25 protein-coding genes are annotated in these 21,748 nt (G+C 54.4%); 16 read left to right on the forward strand and 9 right to left on the reverse strand.

Annotated features, from left to right (window positions below; all coding sequences use genetic code 11):
• Positions 1–108: 108 nt before the first annotated feature.
• From AAFJ72_RS07950 to AAFJ72_RS07960, 3 genes are all read right to left on the reverse strand, one after another.
• On the reverse strand, positions 109–579 hold the full coding sequence (locus AAFJ72_RS07950; RefSeq protein WP_122904664.1) for a thioredoxin family protein: 471 nt from the start codon (positions 577–579) through the stop codon (positions 109–111).
• A gap of 2 nt (positions 580–581) precedes the next feature.
• Positions 582–1,010 (reverse strand): disulfide oxidoreductase, encoded by a 429-nt coding sequence (locus AAFJ72_RS07955; protein ID WP_122904663.1) that lies wholly within the window; start codon positions 1,008–1,010, stop codon positions 582–584.
• 176 nt (positions 1,011–1,186) lie between these two features.
• The gene (locus tag AAFJ72_RS07960; RefSeq protein ID WP_432776683.1) at positions 1,187–1,972 is read right to left on the reverse strand and encodes a metallophosphoesterase family protein; all 786 of its coding nucleotides are present in this window, start codon (positions 1,970–1,972) and stop codon (positions 1,187–1,189) included.
• Positions 1,973–2,165: 193 nt separating this feature from the next.
• Between AAFJ72_RS07960 and AAFJ72_RS07965 the strand changes: the two genes are divergently transcribed.
• The 4 genes from AAFJ72_RS07965 to AAFJ72_RS07980 all read left to right on the forward strand — a co-directional run bounded on the left by AAFJ72_RS07965 (position 2,166) and on the right by AAFJ72_RS07980 (position 6,131).
• Positions 2,166–2,951, forward strand: a complete 786-nt coding sequence (locus AAFJ72_RS07965) for a cupin domain-containing protein (protein WP_432776684.1) — start codon at positions 2,166–2,168, stop codon at positions 2,949–2,951.
• A gap of 59 nt (positions 2,952–3,010) precedes the next feature.
• Positions 3,011–3,733 (forward strand): NAD-dependent deacylase, encoded by a 723-nt coding sequence (locus tag AAFJ72_RS07970; protein WP_432776685.1) that lies wholly within the window; start codon positions 3,011–3,013, stop codon positions 3,731–3,733.
• A gap of 157 nt (positions 3,734–3,890) precedes the next feature.
• Complete coding sequence (locus tag AAFJ72_RS07975) at positions 3,891–5,801, forward strand: ABC transporter ATP-binding protein (protein WP_432776686.1); 1,911 nt, start codon at positions 3,891–3,893, stop codon at positions 5,799–5,801.
• 108 nt (positions 5,802–5,909) lie between these two features.
• Positions 5,910–6,131: a hypothetical protein gene (locus AAFJ72_RS07980; protein WP_122904659.1), complete on the forward strand. Its 222-nt coding sequence runs from the start codon at positions 5,910–5,912 to the stop codon at positions 6,129–6,131.
• Between the two features lie 123 nt (positions 6,132–6,254).
• On the opposite strand, the gene AAFJ72_RS07985 is transcribed toward AAFJ72_RS07980, so the two are convergent.
• Positions 6,255–6,491 (reverse strand): hypothetical protein, encoded by a 237-nt coding sequence (locus AAFJ72_RS07985; RefSeq protein WP_122904675.1) that lies wholly within the window; start codon positions 6,489–6,491, stop codon positions 6,255–6,257.
• A gap of 196 nt (positions 6,492–6,687) precedes the next feature.
• Here AAFJ72_RS07985 and AAFJ72_RS07990 point away from each other — a divergent pair, with 196 nt between their 5' ends.
• The 3 genes from AAFJ72_RS07990 (at position 6,688) to AAFJ72_RS08000 (ending at position 9,570) form a co-directional block, all read left to right on the forward strand.
• Positions 6,688–7,446, forward strand: coding sequence for a DUF4931 domain-containing protein (locus tag AAFJ72_RS07990; RefSeq protein WP_432776687.1), 759 nt, complete (start codon positions 6,688–6,690; stop codon positions 7,444–7,446).
• 15 nt (positions 7,447–7,461) lie between these two features.
• Positions 7,462–8,331, forward strand: coding sequence for a GNAT family N-acetyltransferase (locus AAFJ72_RS07995; protein WP_432776688.1), 870 nt, complete (start codon positions 7,462–7,464; stop codon positions 8,329–8,331).
• 108 nt (positions 8,332–8,439) lie between these two features.
• Positions 8,440–9,570, forward strand: coding sequence for a virulence factor (locus AAFJ72_RS08000; RefSeq protein ID WP_432776689.1), 1,131 nt, complete (start codon positions 8,440–8,442; stop codon positions 9,568–9,570).
• A 74-nt stretch (positions 9,571–9,644) separates the two neighbouring features.
• Here AAFJ72_RS08000 and AAFJ72_RS08005 read toward each other — a convergent pair whose 3' ends face one another.
• Complete coding sequence (locus AAFJ72_RS08005) at positions 9,645–9,878, reverse strand: M15 family metallopeptidase (RefSeq protein WP_432776690.1); 234 nt, start codon at positions 9,876–9,878, stop codon at positions 9,645–9,647.
• 6 nt (positions 9,879–9,884) lie between these two features.
• Positions 9,885–10,331: a M15 family metallopeptidase gene (locus AAFJ72_RS08010; RefSeq protein WP_432776691.1), complete on the reverse strand. Its 447-nt coding sequence runs from the start codon at positions 10,329–10,331 to the stop codon at positions 9,885–9,887.
• A gap of 183 nt (positions 10,332–10,514) precedes the next feature.
• Here AAFJ72_RS08010 and AAFJ72_RS08015 point away from each other — a divergent pair, with 183 nt between their 5' ends.
• Positions 10,515–11,813 (forward strand): phytoene desaturase family protein, encoded by a 1,299-nt coding sequence (locus AAFJ72_RS08015; RefSeq protein WP_122904654.1) that lies wholly within the window; start codon positions 10,515–10,517, stop codon positions 11,811–11,813.
• Positions 11,814–11,938: 125 nt separating this feature from the next.
• On the opposite strand, the gene AAFJ72_RS08020 is transcribed toward AAFJ72_RS08015, so the two are convergent.
• Positions 11,939–12,751: a serine hydrolase gene (locus AAFJ72_RS08020; protein WP_122904653.1), complete on the reverse strand. Its 813-nt coding sequence runs from the start codon at positions 12,749–12,751 to the stop codon at positions 11,939–11,941.
• A 108-nt stretch (positions 12,752–12,859) separates the two neighbouring features.
• Here AAFJ72_RS08020 and AAFJ72_RS08025 point away from each other — a divergent pair, with 108 nt between their 5' ends.
• From AAFJ72_RS08025 to AAFJ72_RS08040, 4 genes are all read left to right on the forward strand, one after another.
• A complete protein-coding gene (locus tag AAFJ72_RS08025) occupies positions 12,860–14,485 on the forward strand; it encodes a peptide ABC transporter substrate-binding protein (RefSeq protein WP_432776692.1) in 1,626 nt (541 codons plus the stop codon).
• A gap of 33 nt (positions 14,486–14,518) precedes the next feature.
• Positions 14,519–15,253, forward strand: coding sequence for a gamma-glutamyl-gamma-aminobutyrate hydrolase family protein (locus AAFJ72_RS08030; protein WP_432776693.1), 735 nt, complete (start codon positions 14,519–14,521; stop codon positions 15,251–15,253).
• A gap of 210 nt (positions 15,254–15,463) precedes the next feature.
• On the forward strand, positions 15,464–16,516 hold the full coding sequence (locus AAFJ72_RS08035; RefSeq protein ID WP_432776694.1) for a DNA polymerase IV: 1,053 nt from the start codon (positions 15,464–15,466) through the stop codon (positions 16,514–16,516).
• A gap of 9 nt (positions 16,517–16,525) precedes the next feature.
• Positions 16,526–16,723: a hypothetical protein gene (locus AAFJ72_RS08040; protein WP_432776695.1), complete on the forward strand. Its 198-nt coding sequence runs from the start codon at positions 16,526–16,528 to the stop codon at positions 16,721–16,723.
• Positions 16,724–16,782: 59 nt separating this feature from the next.
• Here AAFJ72_RS08040 and AAFJ72_RS08045 read toward each other — a convergent pair whose 3' ends face one another.
• On the reverse strand, positions 16,783–18,003 hold the full coding sequence (locus tag AAFJ72_RS08045; RefSeq protein ID WP_432776696.1) for an MFS transporter: 1,221 nt from the start codon (positions 18,001–18,003) through the stop codon (positions 16,783–16,785).
• 80 nt (positions 18,004–18,083) lie between these two features.
• Positions 18,084–18,647 carry a TetR/AcrR family transcriptional regulator gene (locus AAFJ72_RS08050; protein ID WP_432776697.1) on the reverse strand — a complete coding sequence of 188 codons (564 nt, stop codon included), beginning with the start codon at positions 18,645–18,647 and terminating at the stop codon, positions 18,084–18,086.
• Between the two features lie 196 nt (positions 18,648–18,843).
• On the opposite strand from AAFJ72_RS08050, the gene AAFJ72_RS08055 reads away from it, so the two are divergent.
• From AAFJ72_RS08055 to yhbY, 4 genes are all read left to right on the forward strand, one after another.
• The gene (locus AAFJ72_RS08055) at positions 18,844–19,368 is read left to right on the forward strand and encodes a YqeG family HAD IIIA-type phosphatase (protein ID WP_122904646.1); all 525 of its coding nucleotides are present in this window, start codon (positions 18,844–18,846) and stop codon (positions 19,366–19,368) included.
• A complete protein-coding gene (yqeH, locus tag AAFJ72_RS08060) occupies positions 19,365–20,486 on the forward strand; it encodes a ribosome biogenesis GTPase YqeH (RefSeq protein WP_432776698.1) in 1,122 nt (373 codons plus the stop codon). Before AAFJ72_RS08055 ends, yqeH begins: the two co-directional genes overlap by 4 nt.
• Positions 20,487–20,569: 83 nt before the next feature.
• Positions 20,570–21,421 carry a shikimate dehydrogenase gene (locus tag AAFJ72_RS08065; RefSeq protein ID WP_432776699.1) on the forward strand — a complete coding sequence of 284 codons (852 nt, stop codon included), beginning with the start codon at positions 20,570–20,572 and terminating at the stop codon, positions 21,419–21,421.
• Positions 21,422–21,457: 36 nt separating this feature from the next.
• Positions 21,458–21,748: a ribosome assembly RNA-binding protein YhbY gene (yhbY, locus tag AAFJ72_RS08070; protein WP_432776700.1), complete on the forward strand. Its 291-nt coding sequence runs from the start codon at positions 21,458–21,460 to the stop codon at positions 21,746–21,748.

The raw sequence follows: 21,748 nt of genomic DNA on the forward strand, positions 1-21,748 counted from the left end.
AAAAGCCTAATGACTCGTTTGGGCTATTTCTGGAGGGGGGCGTTCACATATTTGTCACGGATGCTACAAGAAAACCCCCGAACCGCAAAGTCCGAGGGTGTTCAACTATTATGATTTTTTCTGTTCTTCCAGCCATTTTTTCCACTCGTCAGGTTCATGTCCGCCTACCAGGCGAGCGACTTCCTTGCCGTCCTTGTAGTGAACAAGGGTCGGGGTGAATTCGATCTGGTACTCATCCCAGCTGGCTGTGAACTCCAGCAGGTTGTGTTTTTTCATGTCGATCTGCATGTCCTTGACGATGGGCACGAGGACAGGTGTGGTCGCGCGGCAATGCTCGCACAGCGGGCTGTAGTAGTAGACGAACAAGTCTTCCTTGCTCTCGATCTTCTGCTTCAACTCTTCTGGCATAATCAGGTTGTCGTACAACGGATCATTCAGTTGCTCGATGGTAGCCGGGTTCAGATTGGCTTTTCCGTACGGGTTGCCTGCCGCCGCCTCGCGGTTGGAAATATCCGAGTACACAATGGCGCCAATCAGCAACGCAGCTACCAGGACAGACAAAAAGATAATTTTTTTCATCATCAAATCTCCTTTGCGTTTTTCTGCACGATGAACAAAAGAATGCTAATGAGCGTAAAAGCGATCAGCGCCAAAAACGGAATCGTGACAAATCCGAACCAGTTGATGTAGTCCGTGTTGCAGGGCACAATGCCACATGCGTTACCCAGCTCATGCAGGGCAGGCACCTTTTGAATCAGGTAATGATAGAGGGAGATGCAGCCGCCGATCAACGAAAGAATCAGGGCGTAGGAAGACATCTTGTAATCTTTTTTGGCGGAGGCCACTCCCAGCAAAATAATGAGCGGATACATCAAGATCCGCTGATACCAGCACAGTTCGCATGGTATGTACTTTAATACTTCCGAAAAAAACAGGCTTCCTGCCGTGGCAATCAGGGACACGCCCCATGCCGCAAACATAGATTGTTCCATCACTTGTTGACGTTTCATAACAACACCTCGTCCTTCTATCTTATCACATTACGAATCGGAAGTTGATTATAAAAAGTAACAAATTGTGAAAGCAAAGCGGCTTGTCCAAAAAAAGCGGAAACGCTACCTGAAGCAGTTGCCGCAGGTAGTAGCCAAAGCTTTGCCAGACAGGGAGGTGTCGTATGTCGCCGCACTCAGATGATCCGCACGTACACGTCAGGCTGGGCGTCGCGAACAGGGACGAAGATCGACTGCAAGGAAGGCCACTCTACCAATAAAATCCCTCGCCGGTAAGCAGCGCCGCCGTCAATCCCGACGAGATTGCCCCTTCTCCACGGTCCATGCCCTTCATAGCCCGGCAGCCGGGGAACGGGGGTGTGTCCAAAGACGATTGGCCTGTTTCCTTCATAGTAAAGGTAGAAAGGCTCCCGAATCCATAGGAGATCTTCGGGATTTTGTTTTTGCAGAGGGATTCCCGGGCGGATTCCCGCATGAACGAGCAGGACAGCGGGCGCTCCTGATCGCGGATCGGCCGGAAGCTCCATGTACAATGGCAGGCTGGACAAGGACGGCAACAGATTGGGGTACTCCGTCAAAATCAGCCGTCTGGCCTCCTCCTGCTCTGCGATAGAGGGCATGGAATGCAAAAACGCCCGTCGCAGCGGATGATGGCCGAGCAGCGAACGGATTGTGGCATCTCCTCCGTTGTAACGCAGGTAAAGTTCGGGATTTCCTTGCCCTTTCAGCCAATCCTCCAGCATTTGTTCATGGTTTCCTTTTAGCAGAAAGACTTGGTTCGGGTACGCTTGACGCAGGCGGAACAGTTCGAACAACACTTCCCTGGACTCGGGCCCGCGGTCAATCATGTCGCCAATCACATAGAGACGATCACCTGCTTGCGGGGAAAAGGAGCCATCGCGCAACGCTCGCTGAAAAGCCTGATTTTGTCCATGAATATCCGAAACGAAATAGGTGGCCACTTCCCATCCCCTCCAAAAGAGAACTTGGCACAACTGTTATTACCATATGTATAGGAAGAAGGAAGCGTGCCAAGGCATGCGTGCAAGCCGTCGCGAGCAAAGCGGTGCCAAAACATGGGCGCACCAACGGAAGTGAGTGGAATATGGATACGTATGAGACATATACCTAGATGCTGGAGGGAAAATTGGACAGATGGCTACATCCTATCGGGATTACACCTCACCCAATACAGAGTTCACGTATGATCTGCGCAACAACACGTTTTTTCGCAAAGACGCCGGAAACTTCATCAACGCGCTCGGCATCCAGCAACTGAACACACTTGGCAACACGTCGATACTCGACATTTTCCTGACGACAGGTAATGTCATTGAGCCGCACATTCACCAAAACGCTTCCGAACTCGTCTACTGTGTGACGGGGGAGGCGGTTGTTTCGATCGTGAACCCGTTTACGAACCAGTTGCTCAACTTCCCGATCAAGCCGCGGCAAGTGGCGAACGTGCCGCAGGGCTGGTGGCATTACGAAGTCGCTTTGACGGACGATACGCATCTGATCGCGATATTCGACGCGCCTGTGCCGGAAGTGATTTTCGGCTCCGACATCCTGCGCCTGACACCTGCAAGCATCTGGGCGCACACGTATTGTCTGGATGAAGCGAAAGTAAAAGACACCTTTGCCCCGATCACCCGGACCGTCGTCATTGGTCCGCCGCTCGGCTGCCAGCAGGGGGCAAACCCCGCACCCAACCAGGGACAGAGCCAATGGCAGCACACCTCCAGCCAGTATCCGCACTACAGCTATTCCAGCCAGTGGCCGACAAGCTCGTACTACTATTACGATGCAGCCGCCTACACGCAGCCGCCGGAGTACGGGCAGTACATCCACTATCCGGAGCTTGCGGGCTACACGTACAATCCGCCCAGCCAGCTGCAAACGGCTTGTCAGCAGCCGTACGGGTATTCGGCCGCGTACTAGCTGTACACCCGCTTTTTCCTCCGCTACAATGGGGGCAAAAAGAAAAGAGGGCGATGCAGATGGAAGCGCTTGCCAAATGGCTCCAGGAATCGCCGGGCGCGGTCGTCTTTACAGGTGCCGGCATGTCGACCGAAAGCGGCCTGCCGGATTTTCGCTCGCAGACCGGACTGTGGCGGGGAAATGACCCGCAAAAGCTCGCGAGCACGCAAGCGATGCGGCACAACCGCGAGGCGTTTGTGGAGTTTTACCGGATGCGAATCAAGGGGCTTACCGCTTGCGAACCGCATGCCGGACATGAGATTTTGGCCAAATGGGAGCAGCGTGGCCTGCTTGCGGGCATCATCACGCAAAATGTAGACGGCTTTCACCAGCGAGCCGGGAGTCAGGCGGTGGCACAGCTTCACGGGACGTTGACGACGGTTAGCTGTATCCGATGCCGCAAAAGCTACCCGAGCGAGCGGTATTTGCAGGAGGAAGGGACCGCGTGTAAGTGTGGAGGCTTCGTGCGGCCGGATGTCGTCTTGTTCGGAGAGTCGCTCCCCCAGTCGCAGATCGATTTGGCTGTGGAGTGGACAGAGCGCGCGCCGCTGTTGATCGTGCTCGGCTCGTCGCTTACGGTCAGCCCCGCCAACTGGTTTCCGCAGCGGGCAAAAGAAAACGGAGCGAAGCTGGTGATCGTCAACCAGGAGCCGACGCCTTTGGACGGATGGGCAGACATGGTCGTACAGGATATGAAAATCGGCGAGCTGCTGTCGCGCACGGAACAGTGGCTGCACAACTGAGTGAACGGCAGGCGTACTCGATTGCAGAATGGCAGGGAGTACGCCTGCTTTTTTGTGCGGCGGCAGGAAATTTGCAGGCAGAGAGTCCCTAGAGCTGCTGCGAAAAAAATGGTACGATTCTGAGAGGATTGTAAATCGAAAAGTACAGGTGACGACCATGCAAATCATTTCAGTAGAAAACCTTTCCAAAAGCTATGGAGAGAAAGTGTTGTTTGACAACATCTCCTTTCATATCGCAGAACAGCAGCGGATCGGCCTGATCGGCGTCAACGGCACCGGAAAATCCTCGCTCTTGCGGATCATCGCGGGCCAAGATACGCCCGACAGCGGAAAAATCATTCACGCCAATCATTTTCACGTGGAATATTTGCCGCAAAATCCGAGCTTCGATGAAGAATCGACGGTGCTTGAGCAGGTGTTTTACGGAGAATCACCGCTCATCCAGCTGCTGCGGGAATACGAGACAGCGCTGGAAGCGGTGCAGCAAGACCCGGGCGACGAGAAAAAACAGGCGCGGCTGTTTGCGGTGCAGGGACGGATGGATGCGGCCGACGCGTGGGAGAGCAATACCCAGGCCAAAACGATTTTGACCAAGCTCGGTCTGACCCATTTTTCCCAAAAAATAAAAGAACTGTCTGGCGGCCAGCGCAAGCGGGTGGCGATGGCAAGAGCGCTGATCCAGCCGGCCGATCTGCTGATTCTCGACGAGCCGACGAACCACATTGACAACGAGACGGTAGAGTGGCTGGAGGAATACTTGTCCCGCTACAAAGGCGCCCTGCTGCTCGTCACGCACGACCGTTACTTCCTCGACCGCGTGACGAACCGCACGTTTGAGCTGGATCGCGGCAAGCTGTACAGCTACGAAGGCAACTACGCGACGTTTTTGGAGAAAAAAGCCGAGCGCGAAGAAAACGAGGCGGCGGCAGAGGACAAGCGGCAAAACTTGCTGCGCCGCGAGCTGGCCTGGCTGCGCCGGGGGGCCAAAGCGCGGACGACCAAGCAAAAAGCGCGCGTCCAGCGGGTAGAGGAACTGCGCGATCGGAAGGTGGAAGGTCCGGCGGCGAAGCTGGAGATGGCGTTGGGCGCAAGCCGTCTGGGCAAAAAGGTCATCGAGATCGAGCATATCCAAAAAGCATACGGGGACAAAAAGCTGGTCGACGACTTCAGCTATATTGTGTTGCCGGGAGATCGCGTCGGGATTATCGGTCCAAACGGCAGCGGCAAAACGACGCTTTTGAACATGCTCGCAGGCCGCATCCAGCCTGACAGCGGAACGATTGACATCGGCATGACTGTAAAAATCGCCTACTACACGCAGGACAACGTGGAGATGAACGAAAATCTGCGCGTGATCGAGTACGTCAAGGAAGCGGCGGAAGTGATTACGACGAGCGACGGAGAGAAGATTACGGCTTCGCAAATGCTGGAACGCTTTCTGTTTTCCCCGGCCATGCAGTGGACGCCGATTTCCAAGCTGTCCGGCGGCGAGCGGCGCAGGCTGTACTTGCTGCGGACGTTGATGGGCGAGCCGAACGTGCTGTTTTTGGATGAGCCGACCAACGATCTCGACATCCAGACGTTGAGTATTTTGGAAGACTATCTGGAGCAGTTTCCCGGAGCGGTCATTACCGTTTCCCACGATCGCTACTTCCTGGATCGCACGGTTGACCATCTGTTCGCTTTTGAAGGCAGCGGAAAGATTCGCCACTTTACAGGCAACTATTCCGAATATCTGGAAGAAAAACGGAGAGAGAACGCCGCTACCGAGGCCAAGCAAAAGCCAGCCGAGAAGCAGCCGGCCAGTCAGGCGACTCGCGGCAACAACCGTACGAAAAAGCTCTCCTACAAAGACCAGAAGGAATGGGATACAATCGAGGACAAAATCGCTTCCCTGGAAGAGCGACTTGCGCTTTTGAAACAGGAAATTGCCGAAGCGGGCAGCGACTACGGCAAGGTAGAAAAGCTGTTTGCCGAAGAGCAGCAGGTGACAGCCGAGCTGGAAGCAGCAATGGAGCGATGGACGGAGCTGTCGCTTCTGGTTGAGGAATTGGAGCAAGGAAAGTAATTGACAGCGTGCCAATCTCTGTTTGTTTAGCCAGTTATTGTGGCTGGGAAAGCGACACCGATCTCCTGTAGACTAGAGGAGATTACTAGAGTAGAGGAGTCGCTGTCGTTGCCTGCCTATAAGTTGGACCCGGATTGGGTGATGTCTTACCTCGCGTTGCAAGAAAAAAGGCTCGCTTGTGAAGTCCATCCGAAGGACAAAGAAGCGATCATGAACAAGATCAGGGAAATGACGCTGTCGATCATGTACAAGCAAGCCAGAAGATTTCTCGTATTTTTGGAGATGGAAGACCAGCAGACGGTCGCAAAAAGAAACGAGCAGTGCATGTGAAAAAGACCCGCCTTCCTGCAAAAAGGAGGCGGGTCTTTGCATGTCGTCACTGTTGCCGGATGCGTAGCCGGGCAGGAGCGAATGAGCTTGTTTTTCGACAAACAGACCGAAGTCTGGACTCCTTTACCTGAAGGAAGAAAATGTATCAGGATAGCGCAGGCCGTCGCGGTAAAACAAGGTGCGTACCCACGCATAAAGCCGAAGCGGGATGGAAGGGAAGACAATCGCCAGCTTGCCTTCTTCCAGGATGGGCAGATCGAGCGGAGACTGGATCTCGTAGGGCACTCCCTCCTGATCGAGCAGCGCCTTGTAGTGGTGGGCTTCACTCCAGCTTACCGGGTAATAAAATGATTTTTCCATCGTATCCAACACCTTTCCGGTTATCACTGCTCCCATTATATGCAACCCTTTTGGGGTAAAAAAAGAAACGAGCGCGCAAAAATTGGAAAAATAGGCCAATTTGTGGCGGGGTGATGGCGGGAGCGAAAATACGTCATGATTTTCCGCCCAAATCGGTGTAAAGTGGAGGTATCCAGAAACTGGAGGGGCACTTTGTATGGCGCAGACACATTTGCACTTTAACATGCACATTGGCAGAAAAAAGCCGGAGAGCGTAATCAACAGGGAAACAGCGTGTCCGTTTTGTGATCGCGACAGCTTGACTGACGTGCTGGAGCAACGCGGTTCCATGATCTGGCTGATGAACAAATATCCCGTCCTGGAGGATACGCACCAGACCGTTTTGATTGAATCAGATGAGTGTGAAGGCGATTGGTCCACCTATTCCCGTGAGCATGCACACGCCCTGCTCGCCTTTGGCGTGGAAAAATGGCTGGAGATGGAGAGAAGCGGCTCTTTTCGCTCTGTGCTCTTTTTCAAAAACCACGGGCCGTATTCCGGCGGAAGCATTCGCCACCCGCACATGCAGATCGTCGGGCTGAGGGACTACGACTATCGCACACAACTTCGGGACAGCGATTTTTACGGCATCACCATCGACCGACAGTCAGGGGTGGAGTGCTCGCTCTCGACGCATCCGCGCGCGGGCTTTTTTGAGTACAACGTCGTTTTGTCCGACCTGGATCGTCTGCCCAGGATGGCTGATTATTTGCAAATTTTGGCCCGCTGGATTTTGCACCACGTCAATCCGCGCAACCAGAGCTACAACTTTTTCTTCTATCAATGGAAAGAAAAGCTGATCGCCAAGGCGGTGCCGCGCTTCGTGACTTCCCCGCTGTACGTGGGCTATGCGATTCCGCAGGTAGCGAACAATCTGGAGGAAATCGTCGCGGAGATGAGAAGGCGTTATTTTTAGACATACAAAAAAGGAGTGAGTCTGTTGGAATACGAGATTGTCACGACAAAATCCATGTCGGCAGCACAGCTTGAGGAAGTCAGCCAACTGGCTGTCATCTGCAACGAGCACGACGGCATTGATTTGAAAATAAACCCGAGTATGCTGGAAAAGCGTTCAGGCGATCATCCGGAAGACTTTCTCTGCTACGTGGACAACAAACTTGTCGGGTTCCTTGGTCTGTACGTTTTCCACAACAAAGAGGCAGAGGTCAGCGGCATGGTCCATCCGGCGCATCGGAGAAAAGGGATTTTTACCGGGCTGCAGCGTGTAGCCGAGGAAGAATGCCGCAAGCGGGGAATCCCGGACCTGGTGTTTATCGTCCAGAAAAAGGCGCAGTCAGGGGCGGCCTATATGCAGCGGATCGGCGCCAGGTACGAGTTTTCGGAATACTGGATGGATTTGGAAAAACCGGCGCAGGTAGCCTTGGGGCACGCAGTGCAGCTGCGGCCGGCAACAGCAGCGGATGATGAAACGCTGATTCAGCTCAATGTGCTGGGTTTTAAACTGGAGGAAGCAATGGTTCGGGAGATGGCTGAGCGGATGGCGAACGATCCCCTCAACAGCACGTATCTGATTTTGGCGGAGGAGAGGGAAGTCGGGAAAATCAGCGTGAATCGGGAAGGGCAAAAAGCTTTCATCTACGGCTTTTGCGTCCACCCAGACGAACAGGGCAAAGGCTACGGCCGCCAGGCGCTGGCGAAAACGATCGAGCTGATCCAGGCAGAAGGCTTCACCGATGTCTCCCTTGAGGTCGCCTGTGAAAACAACCGGGCGCTCGGGCTGTACGAGTCGTGCGGCTTTGTCGTAAAGTCGGCCAACGATTACTACAGGCTTGCGCTCTAGGCGGCCGTTCGGCGGCAAACTGTTTTTCTCGCACTCGCAGGTTGGCAAACGAAGCAGCTAACGTGCTACCATATAAGGTAGCATTGTGGAAAAAGGAGTGACGAGTGCATGAAACTGTTGTCCATCGAACCGACGCCGAGTCCCAACGTGATGAAGCTGAACGTGGACGAGACTCTGCCAGGTGGCGTGCAGCATGTATATACAAAAGCAGAAGCGCAAAAAGCGCCGGAACTGATGCAGGAGCTGCTGGCGATTGACGGAGTGGCGTCGATTTTTCATACAGCGGACTTTCTCGCGCTGGAGCGGAGGTCGAATGCCGACTGGCAGCGCATTTTGACACAGGCGCGGGAAATTTTGCAGGCGGGAAAAGGGACGGCGATCCCTGTTGTCACTGCGGAGCAGGCGGGAGCTTACGGAGAGGCGCAAGTGTTTATCCAGATGTTCCGCGGCATCCCGATGCAGGTCAAGGTGACGATGGGGACGGAGCAGATTCGTGCCGCCTTGCCGGAGCGCTTCGGACAGGCTGCCGTGCAGGCCGGGTCTGCTTCCCCGAACCTGATTATGGAGCGCAAGTGGGTCGAGCACGGTGTTCGTTACGGCGACTTGCGTGAAATCGGCGAAGAGGTAGCGCAGGAGATCGACGCGACGTACCCGCAGAGCCGCGTGGACGAGCTCGTCCAGCAGGCGATGCTGCTCGGGCCTGGCGAGACGCCGCAGGTGGCCGAGCGGGAGAAAAAGGTCGTCACACTCGACATGCTCGACGACCCGGATTGGCAAAAGCGCTATGAAGCGCTGGATCGGATGGAGCCGACGGAGGAAGACTTGCCTGTCCTGGAAAAAGCACTGCGCGATCCGAAGCCGTCCATTCGCAGGCTGGCAGTCGTCTACCTGGGGATGGTCGGAGGCGACAAAGTGTTTCCGCTGTTGTTCGAAGCGCTTCGCGACGAATCCGTGTCTGTGAGACGCACGGCAGGCGATACGCTGTCTGATTTGGGCGATCCGCGGGCGATTGGGCCGATGTGTGAGGCGCTCAAGGATAAGAACAAGCTGGTGCGCTGGCGTGCGGCCCGCTACCTGTTTGAAGTGGGCGACGAGACGGCGCTGGACGCCTTGCGCGCTGCCCAGAACGATCCCGAGTTCGAGGTCAGCTTGCAGGTGCAGATGGCCGTACAGCGGATCGAACGTGGAGAAGCAGCCAGCGGTACGGTCTGGCAGCAAATGACAAGACGAAACGACTAGCCTGCTTGACCGCGGCTTCCTGTGGAGGGATGGCCGCGATCAAGCTTTTTTTGTTGATGTGAAAAAGAACAGGGCTACACGCCGCCGTATCGGGCACAGGGGCTTCCGGTTTGGGCGGCCCACGCCTGGTTGCCGTAGTCAAAGTGCCACCATTCGTCTGCGTAGTTGGTGAAGCCGGCGCGGATCATGACGTGGTAGAGCAGGCGGCGGTTCGCGCGTGCTTTTTGGTCTGCTTCACTCAAGTTTGCGAGCGTCTCGAAATAGCGGGTACAAGCGCGCTCTGAAAAATCGTCAAAAGCGGTCCCCATCTCCAGCTAGCCGTCAGGACCTGCAATCGTCAAATCGACAGCCCCTCCGGTCAGGTGGCGCGGCGGTTTTGCCGGATTGGCCGTCGGGCGGGCCACAAAGCGGTGCAGCTCGGCGTACATTTCCTCGCTCTCGGTCCAGCCCTGTTCGAGCAGTTGTTGCTTGAAGCGGTCGTACAAGGCTTGCTGCACCTGCAGCGGGCGATAGCCGTCCAGCACGACGAGCCGCAGACCGTCAGGAAGCAGCCTGGCCGCTTGCAGCAGCCTGTCGGCGACCGAGCTTCTGACGAGACAGTCCGCCATCGCACCGGCAAGCCCCTCCTTGAAGTAGACCGGATATACCTCCAGTTGTGGGGCATACTGCATGAGAGATAGGAGCGGCTCGTTGTTTTCGCAGATGGCGGGGAGCGTACCTGCTTCTTTTTCCTCGGGCGGAATCGGGATATTCCAGTCCATCTCGGGCATCTCCTTTGCCTTTTTCCCCATCATAGCACACGTCTGTCAGGTAAAAAATGGCATCTGCTAGTATAAAAATAGACACAGTTCAATAATAGTTGACTTCCACCTTACTCATCCATTATTCTATTGTAGTGTTTAGCTCAAGTAATCAACATTGCTAGTGCGTAGGGGAGATTGTGTATGACAACCAATCACTATGACGTTGTTATTGTAGGTGCCGGACTGGCTGGTCTTTCCAGTGCCGCCTACCTGTCGTCGAAAGGCAAAAAAGTTTTGGTACTGGAGCGCGGACAATTGGGTGGTCGCGCCGTTACCTTGAAGATCAAAGGATTCAACTTCAACTTTGGAGCTCACGCCATTTATGCGCGCGACAGCTCCGTTTTGAGAACGTTTGAAAAAGAACTCGGACTCAACATCGACTGGCAAGACTTCAATCCGACAAAAGCAAAGTACGATATTGGGGACGATTTGACTGCTGTTCCTTCCAACGTGCAGGGACTTTTCCAAACCAAGCTGTTAAAAGGAATCGACAAAGTATTATTTACGTTTGAGATATTGAAAACGATGCTGAAAGTGGAAAAAGGCCATCCGCACATGTCGATTCAGAAGTGGATGGAGAAAAAGCAAGTCAGCGAAGACGTGCAAGACATGATGCTGACACTTGCATCCTCCAACTTCTTTACGCGTGAACCGGAAAAAATTCCGTCTGACGTGTTCTTCACGTACTACAGCCGCCTGTTCACCACGAACAAGCCTGTTTCGTACATCGGCGGCGGCTGGCAGGCGCTGATTAACGAATTCGTTCGCGTAATCGAGGCAAACCAGGGCACGATCATGCTCAAGACCAAAGTAGAGAAGGCTCTCGTAGAAAATGATCGCGTGGTTGGAGTGGTGACGCCGGAGGGAGAGTTTACGGCTGATGAGTTCGTCTGCTGTATCCCACCGAAAGAATTGGTAAAAGTATTCGCTGAAACACGCCTGGAGCACGCGGTTGCCCAGCACGCGGAATACGAGCCGACAGTCGTCATGGTTTACGATATTGGCCTGAAAGAACGGATTGATGTGCCGTTCTCCTACATCTACGACAAGCAGAACAATATTTTCATCACAGACATCTCCTACTACGACCGTACTTGCGTGCCAGAAGGCGGACAGCTTTTGCAGGCGACAGCCTACATGCGCCAGGCTGACGTGGGCAACAAGGAAGCGGCAGAGATTCGCAAGCAGGAGATCGAGAATCTGTACGACAAGCACTTCCCAGGCTGGCGCGAGAAACTGGTCGTTCCGCGCGTGTCTGCCCGTGCCGTTGTCCAGGAGATCAAATGGACGATGAACCAAAAGCCAATGCCTACCTTCTTCCCGGACTACCGCAACCTGTTCTTTGCGGGTGACTGGTGCGAAGGACAAGGCCAGCTTTCCGAACTGTCCTTCTCCAGCGCATGGCAAGTGTCCAATCTGATTTTGGAAAAAGACAAGTAAGAAGCGAGCGGGTCATTCCTTTTCGACACCGAAGAGGAAGACCCGCTTTTTTGCGTGGACAGCACAACCGCGAGCCAAAAGAAAAGCTCGTCCGGTGAAACGGGCGAGCGGTGTGTCGTGCGCATTTACCATTTTGGTCCGTACAGATCGTACAGCAGGCGGCCGATGCGCGCCATAACGCTGGCAGCATCTTTTTGCTCCAGGCCTTTGTTGAGCAGGGAGATGCTGATTGCGTGCGGTCCTGTATAGAAAATTCCGACATCATGTGTGATTTTTGTGACCGAACCTGTCTTGTTCGCATACTCCCACTTCGGAACCATGCCGATGATCTCCCCATCCGGATCAGGCAAAAGAAACGGGAAGCGGTCGCGATGCTGCTGCTGCTTTAAGATTGCGATCATTTTCAGACAGCTGTCGTAGGAGATGATTTTTCCCGTCGCCAGGTAGCGGAGGTGGCTGCCGATGTCTGCGGCCGTAATCTCGTTGTAGCCTTCCAGTTCGGCTGGCACGATCATCAGCTTGTTGTAAAAGGAACTGTTTTCCATTCCGGTTTTTTGCATGATGCTGCGAATGCTGTCTGTTCCAACGAGGTCAATCAGCATGTTGGTGGCGGTGTTGTCGCTTTGGATAATCATCAAGGTGACAAGGTCGTACACGGTAAATTCCGTTCCGGGCGTCATGTGTTGCAGGACACCTGCTCCCCCCACGAGGTCTTCCCGGCGCAGCCTGATCTTGTCTTCGAGAGCGAGCTTGCCGGAAAAAACCTCGGCGAAGACTGCGGCCATGATCGGTACCTTGATGACACTTGCGGCGTAGAAGCGCTGATTTTCGTTGACGGCAAGTTTTTCGTTTGTCTGCAAATCTTCCAGGTAGATTCCCCATTCACCGCCAGCCGCTTCAAGCAGCTCTGAAACAGGGGCAAAAAGACCGGATAACATAAGACCCATCTCCTTTTTTATCGTGTAGACAAAATTTTCTCAAGATAATATTATTTATTCATGCTCCGAACAATCAAGCAGGATTATTCTAATGATGGGGGTTTTGTTGTGAAAAAGCTGAAGAAACTGTCGTTTTGCGCCGTTTTGCTGACCAGTCTGGTGTTTGCCGGCTGTGGAACGACGCAAGATGGCTCTGCGGAAAATCCGCAAAATGCACAACAGGAGCAGACGACTGCGCCCCAAACGATGCAGGTCAACCTGAACACAGGCGAGCCAAACACCATTGACCCCGGACTGGCAGAAGATATTCCTTCGATGTCTGTTGCCCGCGCCGCATTTGATGGTCTTTTGCGCCTGAATGAGAAGGGCGAGCTGAAGGAGGCAGTCGCCGAAAAGTACGAAGTATCCGCCGATGGCCTGACGTACACGTTCCATCTGCGCGATACCAAATGGTCGAACGGCGATCCGGTGACCGCCCATGACTTTGAATACGCCTGGAAAAGGGTGCTCGACCCTGAGACAGCATCTGGCTATGCGTACCAGCTGTACTATCTCAAAAACGGGGAAGCGTTCAACGCCAGGAAGGCGAAGGCAGAGGATGTCGGCGTCAAGGCGACTGATGACAAGACATTGGTCGTAACGCTGGAAAATCCGGCGCCCTTCTTCCCGGAACTTGTGGCATCCGTCACCTATTTCCCGGTCAACAAAAAAGTGGTGGAGGGTAACAAGGACTGGGCTGCCAAACCGGAGACGTACATCGGCAACGGCCCGTTCGTCCTGAAAAAATGGGAACACAAATCGGTGATCGAATTTGCGAAGAACGACACCTACTGGGATAAAGACGCTGTTCATCTGTCTACACTGACCATCAACATGATCGAAGACCCGAACACCGAGCTGTCCATGTTTGAAAAAGGCGATCTGGACTGGGCGGGCTCTCCTCTGGGCGATTTGCCGCTGGATGCCCTCGATGCCTTGAAAGATTCCGGGAAAATGCAGACGCAAGCGACAGCAGGCACGTACTGGTACATCTTCAATACGACGCAAAAGCCGTTTGACAACAAAAAAATTCGCCAGGCGTTTGCCACAGCGGTCAACCGCAAGGAGATTGCCGAAAGCGTCGTGCCATTCAAGAGCACGCCAGCGACCGGCATCCTCCCGCCGACCATGGCGCTCAACCCGGACGGCTACATCAAGGACGGCGACGTGGAGACAGCGAGAAAGCTTCTGGCAGAAGGCATGAAGGAAGCGGGCCTGACCGAGCTGCCTGAGCTGACCATTTCCTACAATACGACAGAAGTGAACCAGCGCATTGCGACGGTCATTCAGGACCAATGGCGCAAAGCGTTCGGCATCGAAGTCAAGCTGGTGAACAAGGAAAACAAGGTGCACCGCGAGCAAATGAAGGAAGGCAACTTCACCATTGGCCGCGCGAGCTGGATTGGCGACTTCAACGATCCGATCAACTTCCTCGAGGTGTTCAAGGGCGGTTTGAACACGTCGAAGTGGGAAAACAAAGAATTCCTCGACTTGCTCGCGCAGTCTGCCAAAGAAGGCGACCCGGCAAAACGCAAGGAAATTTTGAAAAAAGCAGACGCGATCGTCATGGATGAAATGCCTGCGCTGCCGATCTACTACTTCACGTATGCCTGGGTGAAGCAGGACAGCGTAAAAGACGTCGTCGTGGACGCACTTGGGTTCATCGACTTCAAATACGCGTCAAATGTCAAGTGAAGTGACGAGAAAGCCGGAAGGGAGTGACTTGGCGTGCGTCCGATTATTGGTGTCGCGTGTACAAAAATGCATTTCCCGAATAATCATCTGGACCAGTTTTTCTATGTCGGGTCCGGCTATGTGGACGGAGTGGCCCGCGCTGGCGGCATTCCGCTCATCCTGCCGCTGTTGACCGTGCAGGAAGCGCCGTTTCGCGAAATGATCGAATCGCTGGACGGACTGATCCTGACTGGCGGCGACGATCCAGCCCCGCATTTGTACGGGGAAGAGCCGCTGCAAGGATTGGGGAACATTGAGTACGAACGGGATCTGGCCGAGCTGGCCGTAATCAAGCTGGCGCTGGAGCTGAAAAAGCCGATTCTCGGCATATGCCGGGGAATGCAGATTTTGAATGTAGCGTGTGGCGGCACGCTCATTCAGGATATTCCCAGCCAGGTTCCGGGAGCCTTCCAGCACGCGCAAAAAGGCTCCCGCCAATACGGCGTGCACAAAGTCACGCTCCAGCCCGGCTTTCTGGCGGACGCGCTCGGGCAGCACGAGGTGCTGGTGAACAGTTCTCACCACCAGGCCGTCAAAGACGTGGCGCCAGGTTTTCAGATGACAGGATGCGCGGCTGACGGAGTGATCGAGGCAATCGAGAGTCTCGACGGGCTTGCTGTCGGCGTGCAGTGGCATCCGGAGCGGATGTGGTCGCACGACAGCCAGATGTTTAACATCGCCCAGGCATTTATTGCCCGGGTAAAGCAGCAGAAGCTGCAAGCATCGTAATAGAAAAAAAGCACAAGCGCATAAAAAAAAGACAGCCGTCCTGCGGCCAGCAGGGCGGTTTTTTCTGTACGTACGCCCCCCCAAAAAGCCATGTAAGCTCGCCAAACCGGGCAGTAAACACAAAGCGCCGCTGGGTGCGTCCACCGCTTGCGCCGACCGGGCAAAACAGCGATAATAGAAATGAGAATGTATGTTTGGTGGTTGTCTGTCATGAAAAAAATACTTCATCTGGATATCGACGCTTTTTTCGCCAGTGTAGAGCAACTGGATCGGCCCGAACTGCGCGGAAAGCCCGTGATTGTCGGCGGCACTGCCAACCGCGGAGTCGTCTCGACGTGCAGCTACGAGGCGCGCAAATACGGGGTGCGCTCTGCCATGCCTATTGCACTGGCGCGGAAAAAATGTCCGCATGGAGTGTACCTTCCCGTCCGCTACAGCCGCTATGCCGAAAAATCCGCAGAAGTCAGAGAAATTTTTGCTTCCTATACACCACGCTACCAAACAGTCGGTCTCGACGAGGCGTACCTGGATGTATCCGACTACGAAAATGCCGTGCCGGTTGCCCGCGAGCTGAAGAGACGGATCAAACAGGAGACGGGACTTACGTGCAGCATCGGGCTTTCCTATAATATGTCGCTCGCCAAGATCGCCAGCGATTTGAAAAAGCCGGACGCCTTTGTCATCATCCGGCCCGAGCAGGCATTGGACGTACTGCGCCCGCTGCCGATCGGGACGCTACACGGTGTCGGCAAAAAGTCGCAGGAGCTGCTCGAAAGAAAAGGCATCAAGACGGTGGAGGACTTTTGGCAGCTTTCGCTGGATGAGGTTGTACAGCTATTCGGCAAGTTTGGCCGTTCCCTGTACGACCGGGCCAGAGGGGAAGACAGCCGGGAGATCGTGACGGACCGCGCGCCGAAATCGACGAGCCGCGAGACGACGCTGTCCTTTGATTTGTACGACCGCGACTCCATCGCGCCGATTGCCCTTTCGCTGTTGCGCGAGGTCGAGGAAGACGTTCGCGAGGAAGGGGTCGAGCCGCAAACGATCACACTCAAGATCAAGTACACCGATTTTACGCAAAGAACGAAGCAGCGCAAGGCCGTTCCCGGAGCCAACTGGCAGGAGCTGCTGGACGATTTGCTCGATGCGTTTGATTACTCGCCGGGTGTCAGGCTGGTAGGCGTTGGTTTTTCCAATTTTGTCGAACCGCAAAAAGAGCGCTACGAACAGCTTTCGATGTTTCCGTGGAAGCTTGGGAGGTAGGGGACAGGGATGGAAGCAGACAATGCGTTTCACTGCTGTGCGACGTGCATTCATTTTCGCGTGGAAAAAACGTCTGGTGGCGTAACCTATCGCTGTTCGCGCCTCACCTACGAGACGCGGCCAGACTATCGCTTCCAATGCTGGACCCCGACAGAGCGGGTCAGACGGCTGATGGAGACGAGGCAGCAGCAAAACAGAAGGGAATAAAAAATGGCAACCCCCCGCTGTCACACGAAGCTGTGGCAGGCGGGGGGTGTTGGTTAGGCTCAAAAAGTGTGCATCTTGCTTTTTTGTGTGGAATATTGCGCGGTCTTGCTCGCTTTCAACTGGATGAACAGCAGGGTGCCGAAGCCGAGCACGGCTGCCGAGACAACAAGGATGGCCGAGGACACAGGCAAGAGATCCGTCAAAATTCCGCCAGCCAGCGGCCCTGCGACCATGCCAATTCCGTGGAACATGTTGAACAGAGAGTAAGCTGTTCCATAAGCACCGCTTCCTCCCTGGTCGATGATTCCCCCGAGTGTCGGGAGGGTAGGGGACAGTGTGAAGCCGATGCTTGCACCGACGAGTGCCATCGCGATTCCGGCTTGCCACAGCGAGTCGGCCCAGACCAGGAAAGGCATGAAGACAGCGAGTGAGAAGATCCCGCCAAACATCAGTTTGTACGGGTGAAACCGGCCAGACAGCGAGCCTGCCACGGGGGCTATCAAGCCGTACGCGAGCGTCATCGCCCCGAACAATAGTCCGATCACGGTCGGCGTAATGCTGAGCTTTTGCGTCAGGAAGACTGGCAGTGTCGGCTCCAGCAGGCAGAGCGACACTTCCGCGAGCAGAACAATTCCGGCGATGAACACGACTTGCGGGTTGCGCAAAAAATTACCGACTAACAGCTTTTCGCTCGCTGTGCGCGCTCCCTCTTCCTTGAGGAACAAATACACCAGGACGATGTTGAGGACCGTAAAGGCAGTAGCGGCAAGAAATGGTGTCCGGTGATCGCTGATTTCAAACAGCCAGCCGCCAATTGGCGCGCCGAGCAAGGTGCCTGTAGAGATAGCGGTCAGCGCGGTGCCCATGACTGCTCCGCGCATTTTCGGCGGGAACAGGTCGGCCAGCAGAGCGAGAGCTGTCGGCCAGGTTGCAGCCGCGGCAATCCCTTGCACGAAGCGGGCTGTAATCAACAAGGCCATCGTTTCGGAAAAAGCGAACAGCAGGGTCGAAGCCGCAAGTCCGACCAAGCCGACGAGCAGTACCGTCCGTCTGCCCAAGCGGTCAGAGATCGGCCCGAAAATCGGCGTGGCGAGCAGCATCGCAACCGCATAGCTGCTGAACAGAACGCCCATCATCGTCGAGGAAGGCTGCAGCGTCTCGGAAAAATAAGGAACAATCGGGATCAACAGGCTGTAAAGCAGCATGTCGATAAACAAGATCAGGATCACAAAAAGCAAGCCGATCCGTTGCGGCTTTGTCATTTGCGTGAAAAAGGACATCTTCTACACCTCATTCCATTTTCAACTTAAAAAACTATTTTTGTTTTATTGGTTTTTGCAAAAAAAGGGAATAAAAGGTGTCACCTTTTATCCACTGGTACAAGACCGTACAGAAGCACGTCTACAATTGCCGCCAAAGCTTCCGATACCGTAATCTGGTTTTGCATGTAGAAGCGCTGGTCGAGTGTCGAGTTGACCGCGTCTACAATCAGCTTCATCATCAAAGTGACATTCATGTTGACGATCAGCCCTTCCTTGATGCCTTGCTCGATCAGTCCCCGTAGCGTCAGCCAGTCATCCGAGAGCGCGGAGTTGACGAGTGCCCACTGCTCCGGGTAGTAGCGCTTCATCTGTTCGAGAATGCGCAGGTCGTAAAATTCGTAGTGTGTTGGCAAAATCATCATGACGCCCTTGATTTTTTCGAGGAGGGAAAGACTGTCGTCTTCGACAATTTGCTTTGTTTTTTCGTCGGCCTCGGCAAACGTTTGGGAGATGATGGTTTCGAGAATCTCCACCTTCGAGGAAAAGTGTTCATACAGTGTCCGCTTGCTGATGCCGAGTCGGCGAGCCAGGTCGTCCATGGAAAACTTCATGCCTTTGTCTCTGATCTCCTCGATAAACCCTCTTATAATCCGGTCTTTCATCACAATTGCCCCCTTGCCTGACCACTAAAAAAACTAAATAAACAAAAGTAGTTTTCTTGGTGTTACCATTATGGCATAAAGCCGATGTCCAAGGCAAGCGGCAGCTTCTGTTTTTCTTTTGCAACGGAGTGGTCGATTATGGTATAGTAAGTGCCGAAATCGCGGTTGATGGCTGCACATCATTTGGAGGTGCCCCGTGTTTTTAAGCAAGCTGATGCCCAGTCAGTTCGTAGAGTCGATCCATCATATTGATATAGATCAATTGAAACGAAATAAAATTCGCGCCGTGATTACCGATTTGGACAATACGCTCGTGGAATGGGACAGGCCAGAGGCTACTCCGGAAGTAATCAGCTGGCTGGCTCGCCTGCACGACGCAGGGATGAAGGTCACGGTCGTATCCAACAACAACAGGGAGCGCGTCCAGCGCTTCTGCGCGCCGCTTGATCTCGGCTTTATTTGTGCGGCGAGAAAGCCTGCAAACCGCGCTTTTTTGCAAGCGGTTCGGCAAATGAACGTGACGATTGAGGAAACAGTCGTCATCGGCGATCAATTGTTTACCGATGTGCTGGGAGGAAATCGGCTGGGGTTTCACACGATTTTGGTCGTACCGGTGGCCCAGACGGACGGTTTCTGGACGCGCTTTAACCGTCAGATGGAGCGCGTCGCTTTGAGCTGGATGGAAAGGAAAGGAATGGTTTCGTGGAAGAGAAAAGCATGACGGAACAAACAATCGGCACTTGTGCCGGCTGTGGCATCGCGATTCAAACCGAGGATGCGAAAAAGCCCGGTTATGCGCCTGAATCGGCGCTGGGCCGCAAAGTGGTGATCTGCCAGCGCTGCTATCGCATCAAGCATTACAATGAAGTCGCACCCGTGGCAATGGGCGACGACGACTTCCTGAAAATTTTGGACGGCATCGGCTCGACAGAGTCCCTGGTCGTCATGGTCGTCGATATTTTCGACTTCCAGGGCTCCTGGCTCAGAGGCTTGCCGCGTTTTGTCGGCAACAACCCGATCTTGCTCGTCGGCAACAAGGTGGACCTTTTGCCGCGAAACATCAACCTGAACCGTGTACGCAACTGGATGCAGCACGAAGCGAAGGAGCGCGGTCTGCGTCCGCAAGACATCGTGCTCATCAGCGCGCAAAAAGGGCAGCATATCGATGAACTGCTCAAACGGATCGGAGAACTGCGCAAAGGACGCGATGTGTACATTGTCGGCGTGACCAACGTCGGCAAATCGACGATGATTAACCGCATCCTGCACGACTACGGAGCGGCAGAGCTGATGATTACGACCTCGCCGTTCCCTGGCACGACACTCGACAAAATTGAAATTCCGCTGGAAGACGGACGCTCCATTTATGATACGCCTGGCATTATTAACCGCGATCAGATCGGGCATATGATCTCTCCGGCCGATCTGCGGAAAATTACTCCGAAGAGCCGGATCAACTCCAAGGTGTATCAGCTTGAGGACGGACAATCGCTGTTTTTGGGCGGACTTGCCCGCATCGATTTTGTGCGCGGGCCGAAGCAGCCGTTCGTCATCTACGTCGACAACGACCTGTACATCCATCGCACGAAGCTGGAAAAGGCGGACGAGGTGCAGCAAAAGCATCACGGCACACTGCTCGTGCCACCTACCGGGGAGGAAGCGGCAAAAGCATTGCCGCCGTTTGTGAAGCATTCGTTCAAGGTCAAGCAGTCGCAATTCTCTACGGATATTGTCATTTCAGGCTTGGGCTGGGTGACACTTCAAGGCAAGTACGAAGCGAACGTCGTCGTTCACGCGCCAAAAGGGGTAAGCGTAGGCATGCGCAGAGGACTGATCTAGCCTTTTGCGGGCGACGTGCATGATGGCGTCCTTTGTTTTGCGCCATATGCTGTAGAGAGAACCTACGGGGGAGGAAAAGCTCCATGATTACAAGCAAAACACAGTTGGTCGGCCTGTTTGGACATCCGGTATCCCATTCTCAGTCTCCGATGATGCACAATGCCGCTTTTGCCGAGACCGGGCTCGATTTTGCCTACTCGGCTTTCGACGTCGAACCGGAAGCGCTGGAGGACGCGGTAGCGGGGATTCGCGCATTGGGGCTTCGCGGGATTAACGTGACGATCCCGCACAAGGTCGCAATCATGCCGATGCTTGATGAGATTGATCCGCTGGCGAAGCGAATCGGCGCCGTCAATACCGTGGTGAGCAAAGATGGCAGGCTGATCGGTTACAATACAGATGGCATGGGCTACGTCCGCTCCCTTGTGGAAGAGACGGGAATCGTGCTGGACAAGCAAACTGTCACCATGATGGGCGCGGGCGGTGCTGCCCGTGCCGTTGCGTTTACACTCGCCGAAAAAGGCGTGAAGGAAATCCGCATCATCAATCGTTCGCGGGAAAGGGCCGCCGTGCTCGCCGAGCATGTAGGCACAATCGTTCCGACGCGAATCGTCGAGCAGGGCGAAGAAAAAGACGCAATTGCAGACTCTTCGCTTTTGATTAATACGACTTCCATCGGGATGCTGCCAAACGTGCAGGACACCCCGGTGCCAGCCGACTGGCTACACTCCGGACTGGTTGTCAGCGACCTGATTTACAACCCGCTGGAGACGAGACTGCTCCGGGAAGCGAAGGCAATCGGAGCGACTGTTCACTCCGGCGTCGGCATGTTTGTAAACCAGGGCGCTCTAGCTTTTGAGCTGTGGACGGGAATCGCTGCGCCGACGGAAGTCATGCGCGAGGTCGTCTTGCAGCAACTGACAAAAACAGTCTGATCGATCATGATTGAGGAATGAAAAGGAGGCATGCCGATGTTGACCGGCAAGCAAAAGCGCTTTTTGCGCGCAGAAGCCCATCATCTCACGCCGATTTTCCAGGTAGGAAAAGGCGGCGTTAACGAAAATATGATTAACCAGATCAAGGAAGCGCTGGAAGTGCGCGAGCTGATTAAAGTCTCGATTTTGCAAAACAACACCGACGACAAGCATGAAGTAGCAGAAGAACTGGCAGCAGGTGCGGGGGCCGAGCTGGTGCAGCTGATTGGCCATACGGTCGTCTTGTACAAAGAGTCCCGGGAGCACAAGACGATCCAGCTGCCGTAA

It is taken from the genome of Brevibacillus gelatini, assembly GCF_050920745.1.
Lineage (GTDB): Bacteria > Bacillota > Bacilli > Brevibacillales > Brevibacillaceae > Brevibacillus > Brevibacillus gelatini.

Bases quoted from the DNA above. Each gene is read 5' to 3' on its own strand.
- AAFJ72_RS07965 (WP_432776684.1), top strand. From the start codon at position 2,166: ATGGCTACATCCTATCGGGATTACACCTCACCCAATACAGAGTTCACG.
- AAFJ72_RS08065 (WP_432776699.1), top strand. From the start codon at position 20,570: ATGATTACAAGCAAAACACAGTTGGTCGGCCTGTTTGGACATCCGGTA.
- AAFJ72_RS07970 (WP_432776685.1), top strand. From the start codon at position 3,011: ATGGAAGCGCTTGCCAAATGGCTCCAGGAATCGCCGGGCGCGGTCGTC.
- AAFJ72_RS08020 (WP_122904653.1), bottom strand. From the start codon at position 12,751: ATGTTATCCGGTCTTTTTGCCCCTGTTTCAGAGCTGCTTGAAGCGGCT.
- AAFJ72_RS08045 (WP_432776696.1), bottom strand. From the start codon at position 18,003: ATGTCCTTTTTCACGCAAATGACAAAGCCGCAACGGATCGGCTTGCTT.
- yhbY (WP_432776700.1), top strand. From the start codon at position 21,458: ATGTTGACCGGCAAGCAAAAGCGCTTTTTGCGCGCAGAAGCCCATCAT.
- AAFJ72_RS08040 (WP_432776695.1), top strand. From the start codon at position 16,526: ATGGAAGCAGACAATGCGTTTCACTGCTGTGCGACGTGCATTCATTTT.
- AAFJ72_RS08010 (WP_432776691.1), bottom strand. From the start codon at position 10,331: ATGGACTGGAATATCCCGATTCCGCCCGAGGAAAAAGAAGCAGGTACG.
- yqeH (WP_432776698.1), top strand. From the start codon at position 19,365: ATGACGGAACAAACAATCGGCACTTGTGCCGGCTGTGGCATCGCGATT.
- AAFJ72_RS08000 (WP_432776689.1), top strand. From the start codon at position 8,440: ATGAAACTGTTGTCCATCGAACCGACGCCGAGTCCCAACGTGATGAAG.
- AAFJ72_RS08005 (WP_432776690.1), bottom strand. From the start codon at position 9,878: ATGGGGACCGCTTTTGACGATTTTTCAGAGCGCGCTTGTACCCGCTAT.
- AAFJ72_RS08015 (WP_122904654.1), top strand. From the start codon at position 10,515: ATGACAACCAATCACTATGACGTTGTTATTGTAGGTGCCGGACTGGCT.
- AAFJ72_RS07985 (WP_122904675.1), bottom strand. From the start codon at position 6,491: ATGGAAAAATCATTTTATTACCCGGTAAGCTGGAGTGAAGCCCACCAC.
- AAFJ72_RS07990 (WP_432776687.1), top strand. From the start codon at position 6,688: ATGGCGCAGACACATTTGCACTTTAACATGCACATTGGCAGAAAAAAG.
- AAFJ72_RS08035 (WP_432776694.1), top strand. From the start codon at position 15,464: ATGAAAAAAATACTTCATCTGGATATCGACGCTTTTTTCGCCAGTGTA.
- AAFJ72_RS07975 (WP_432776686.1), top strand. From the start codon at position 3,891: ATGCAAATCATTTCAGTAGAAAACCTTTCCAAAAGCTATGGAGAGAAA.
- AAFJ72_RS08050 (WP_432776697.1), bottom strand. From the start codon at position 18,647: ATGAAAGACCGGATTATAAGAGGGTTTATCGAGGAGATCAGAGACAAA.
- AAFJ72_RS07950 (WP_122904664.1), bottom strand. From the start codon at position 579: ATGAAAAAAATTATCTTTTTGTCTGTCCTGGTAGCTGCGTTGCTGATT.
- AAFJ72_RS07955 (WP_122904663.1), bottom strand. From the start codon at position 1,010: ATGAAACGTCAACAAGTGATGGAACAATCTATGTTTGCGGCATGGGGC.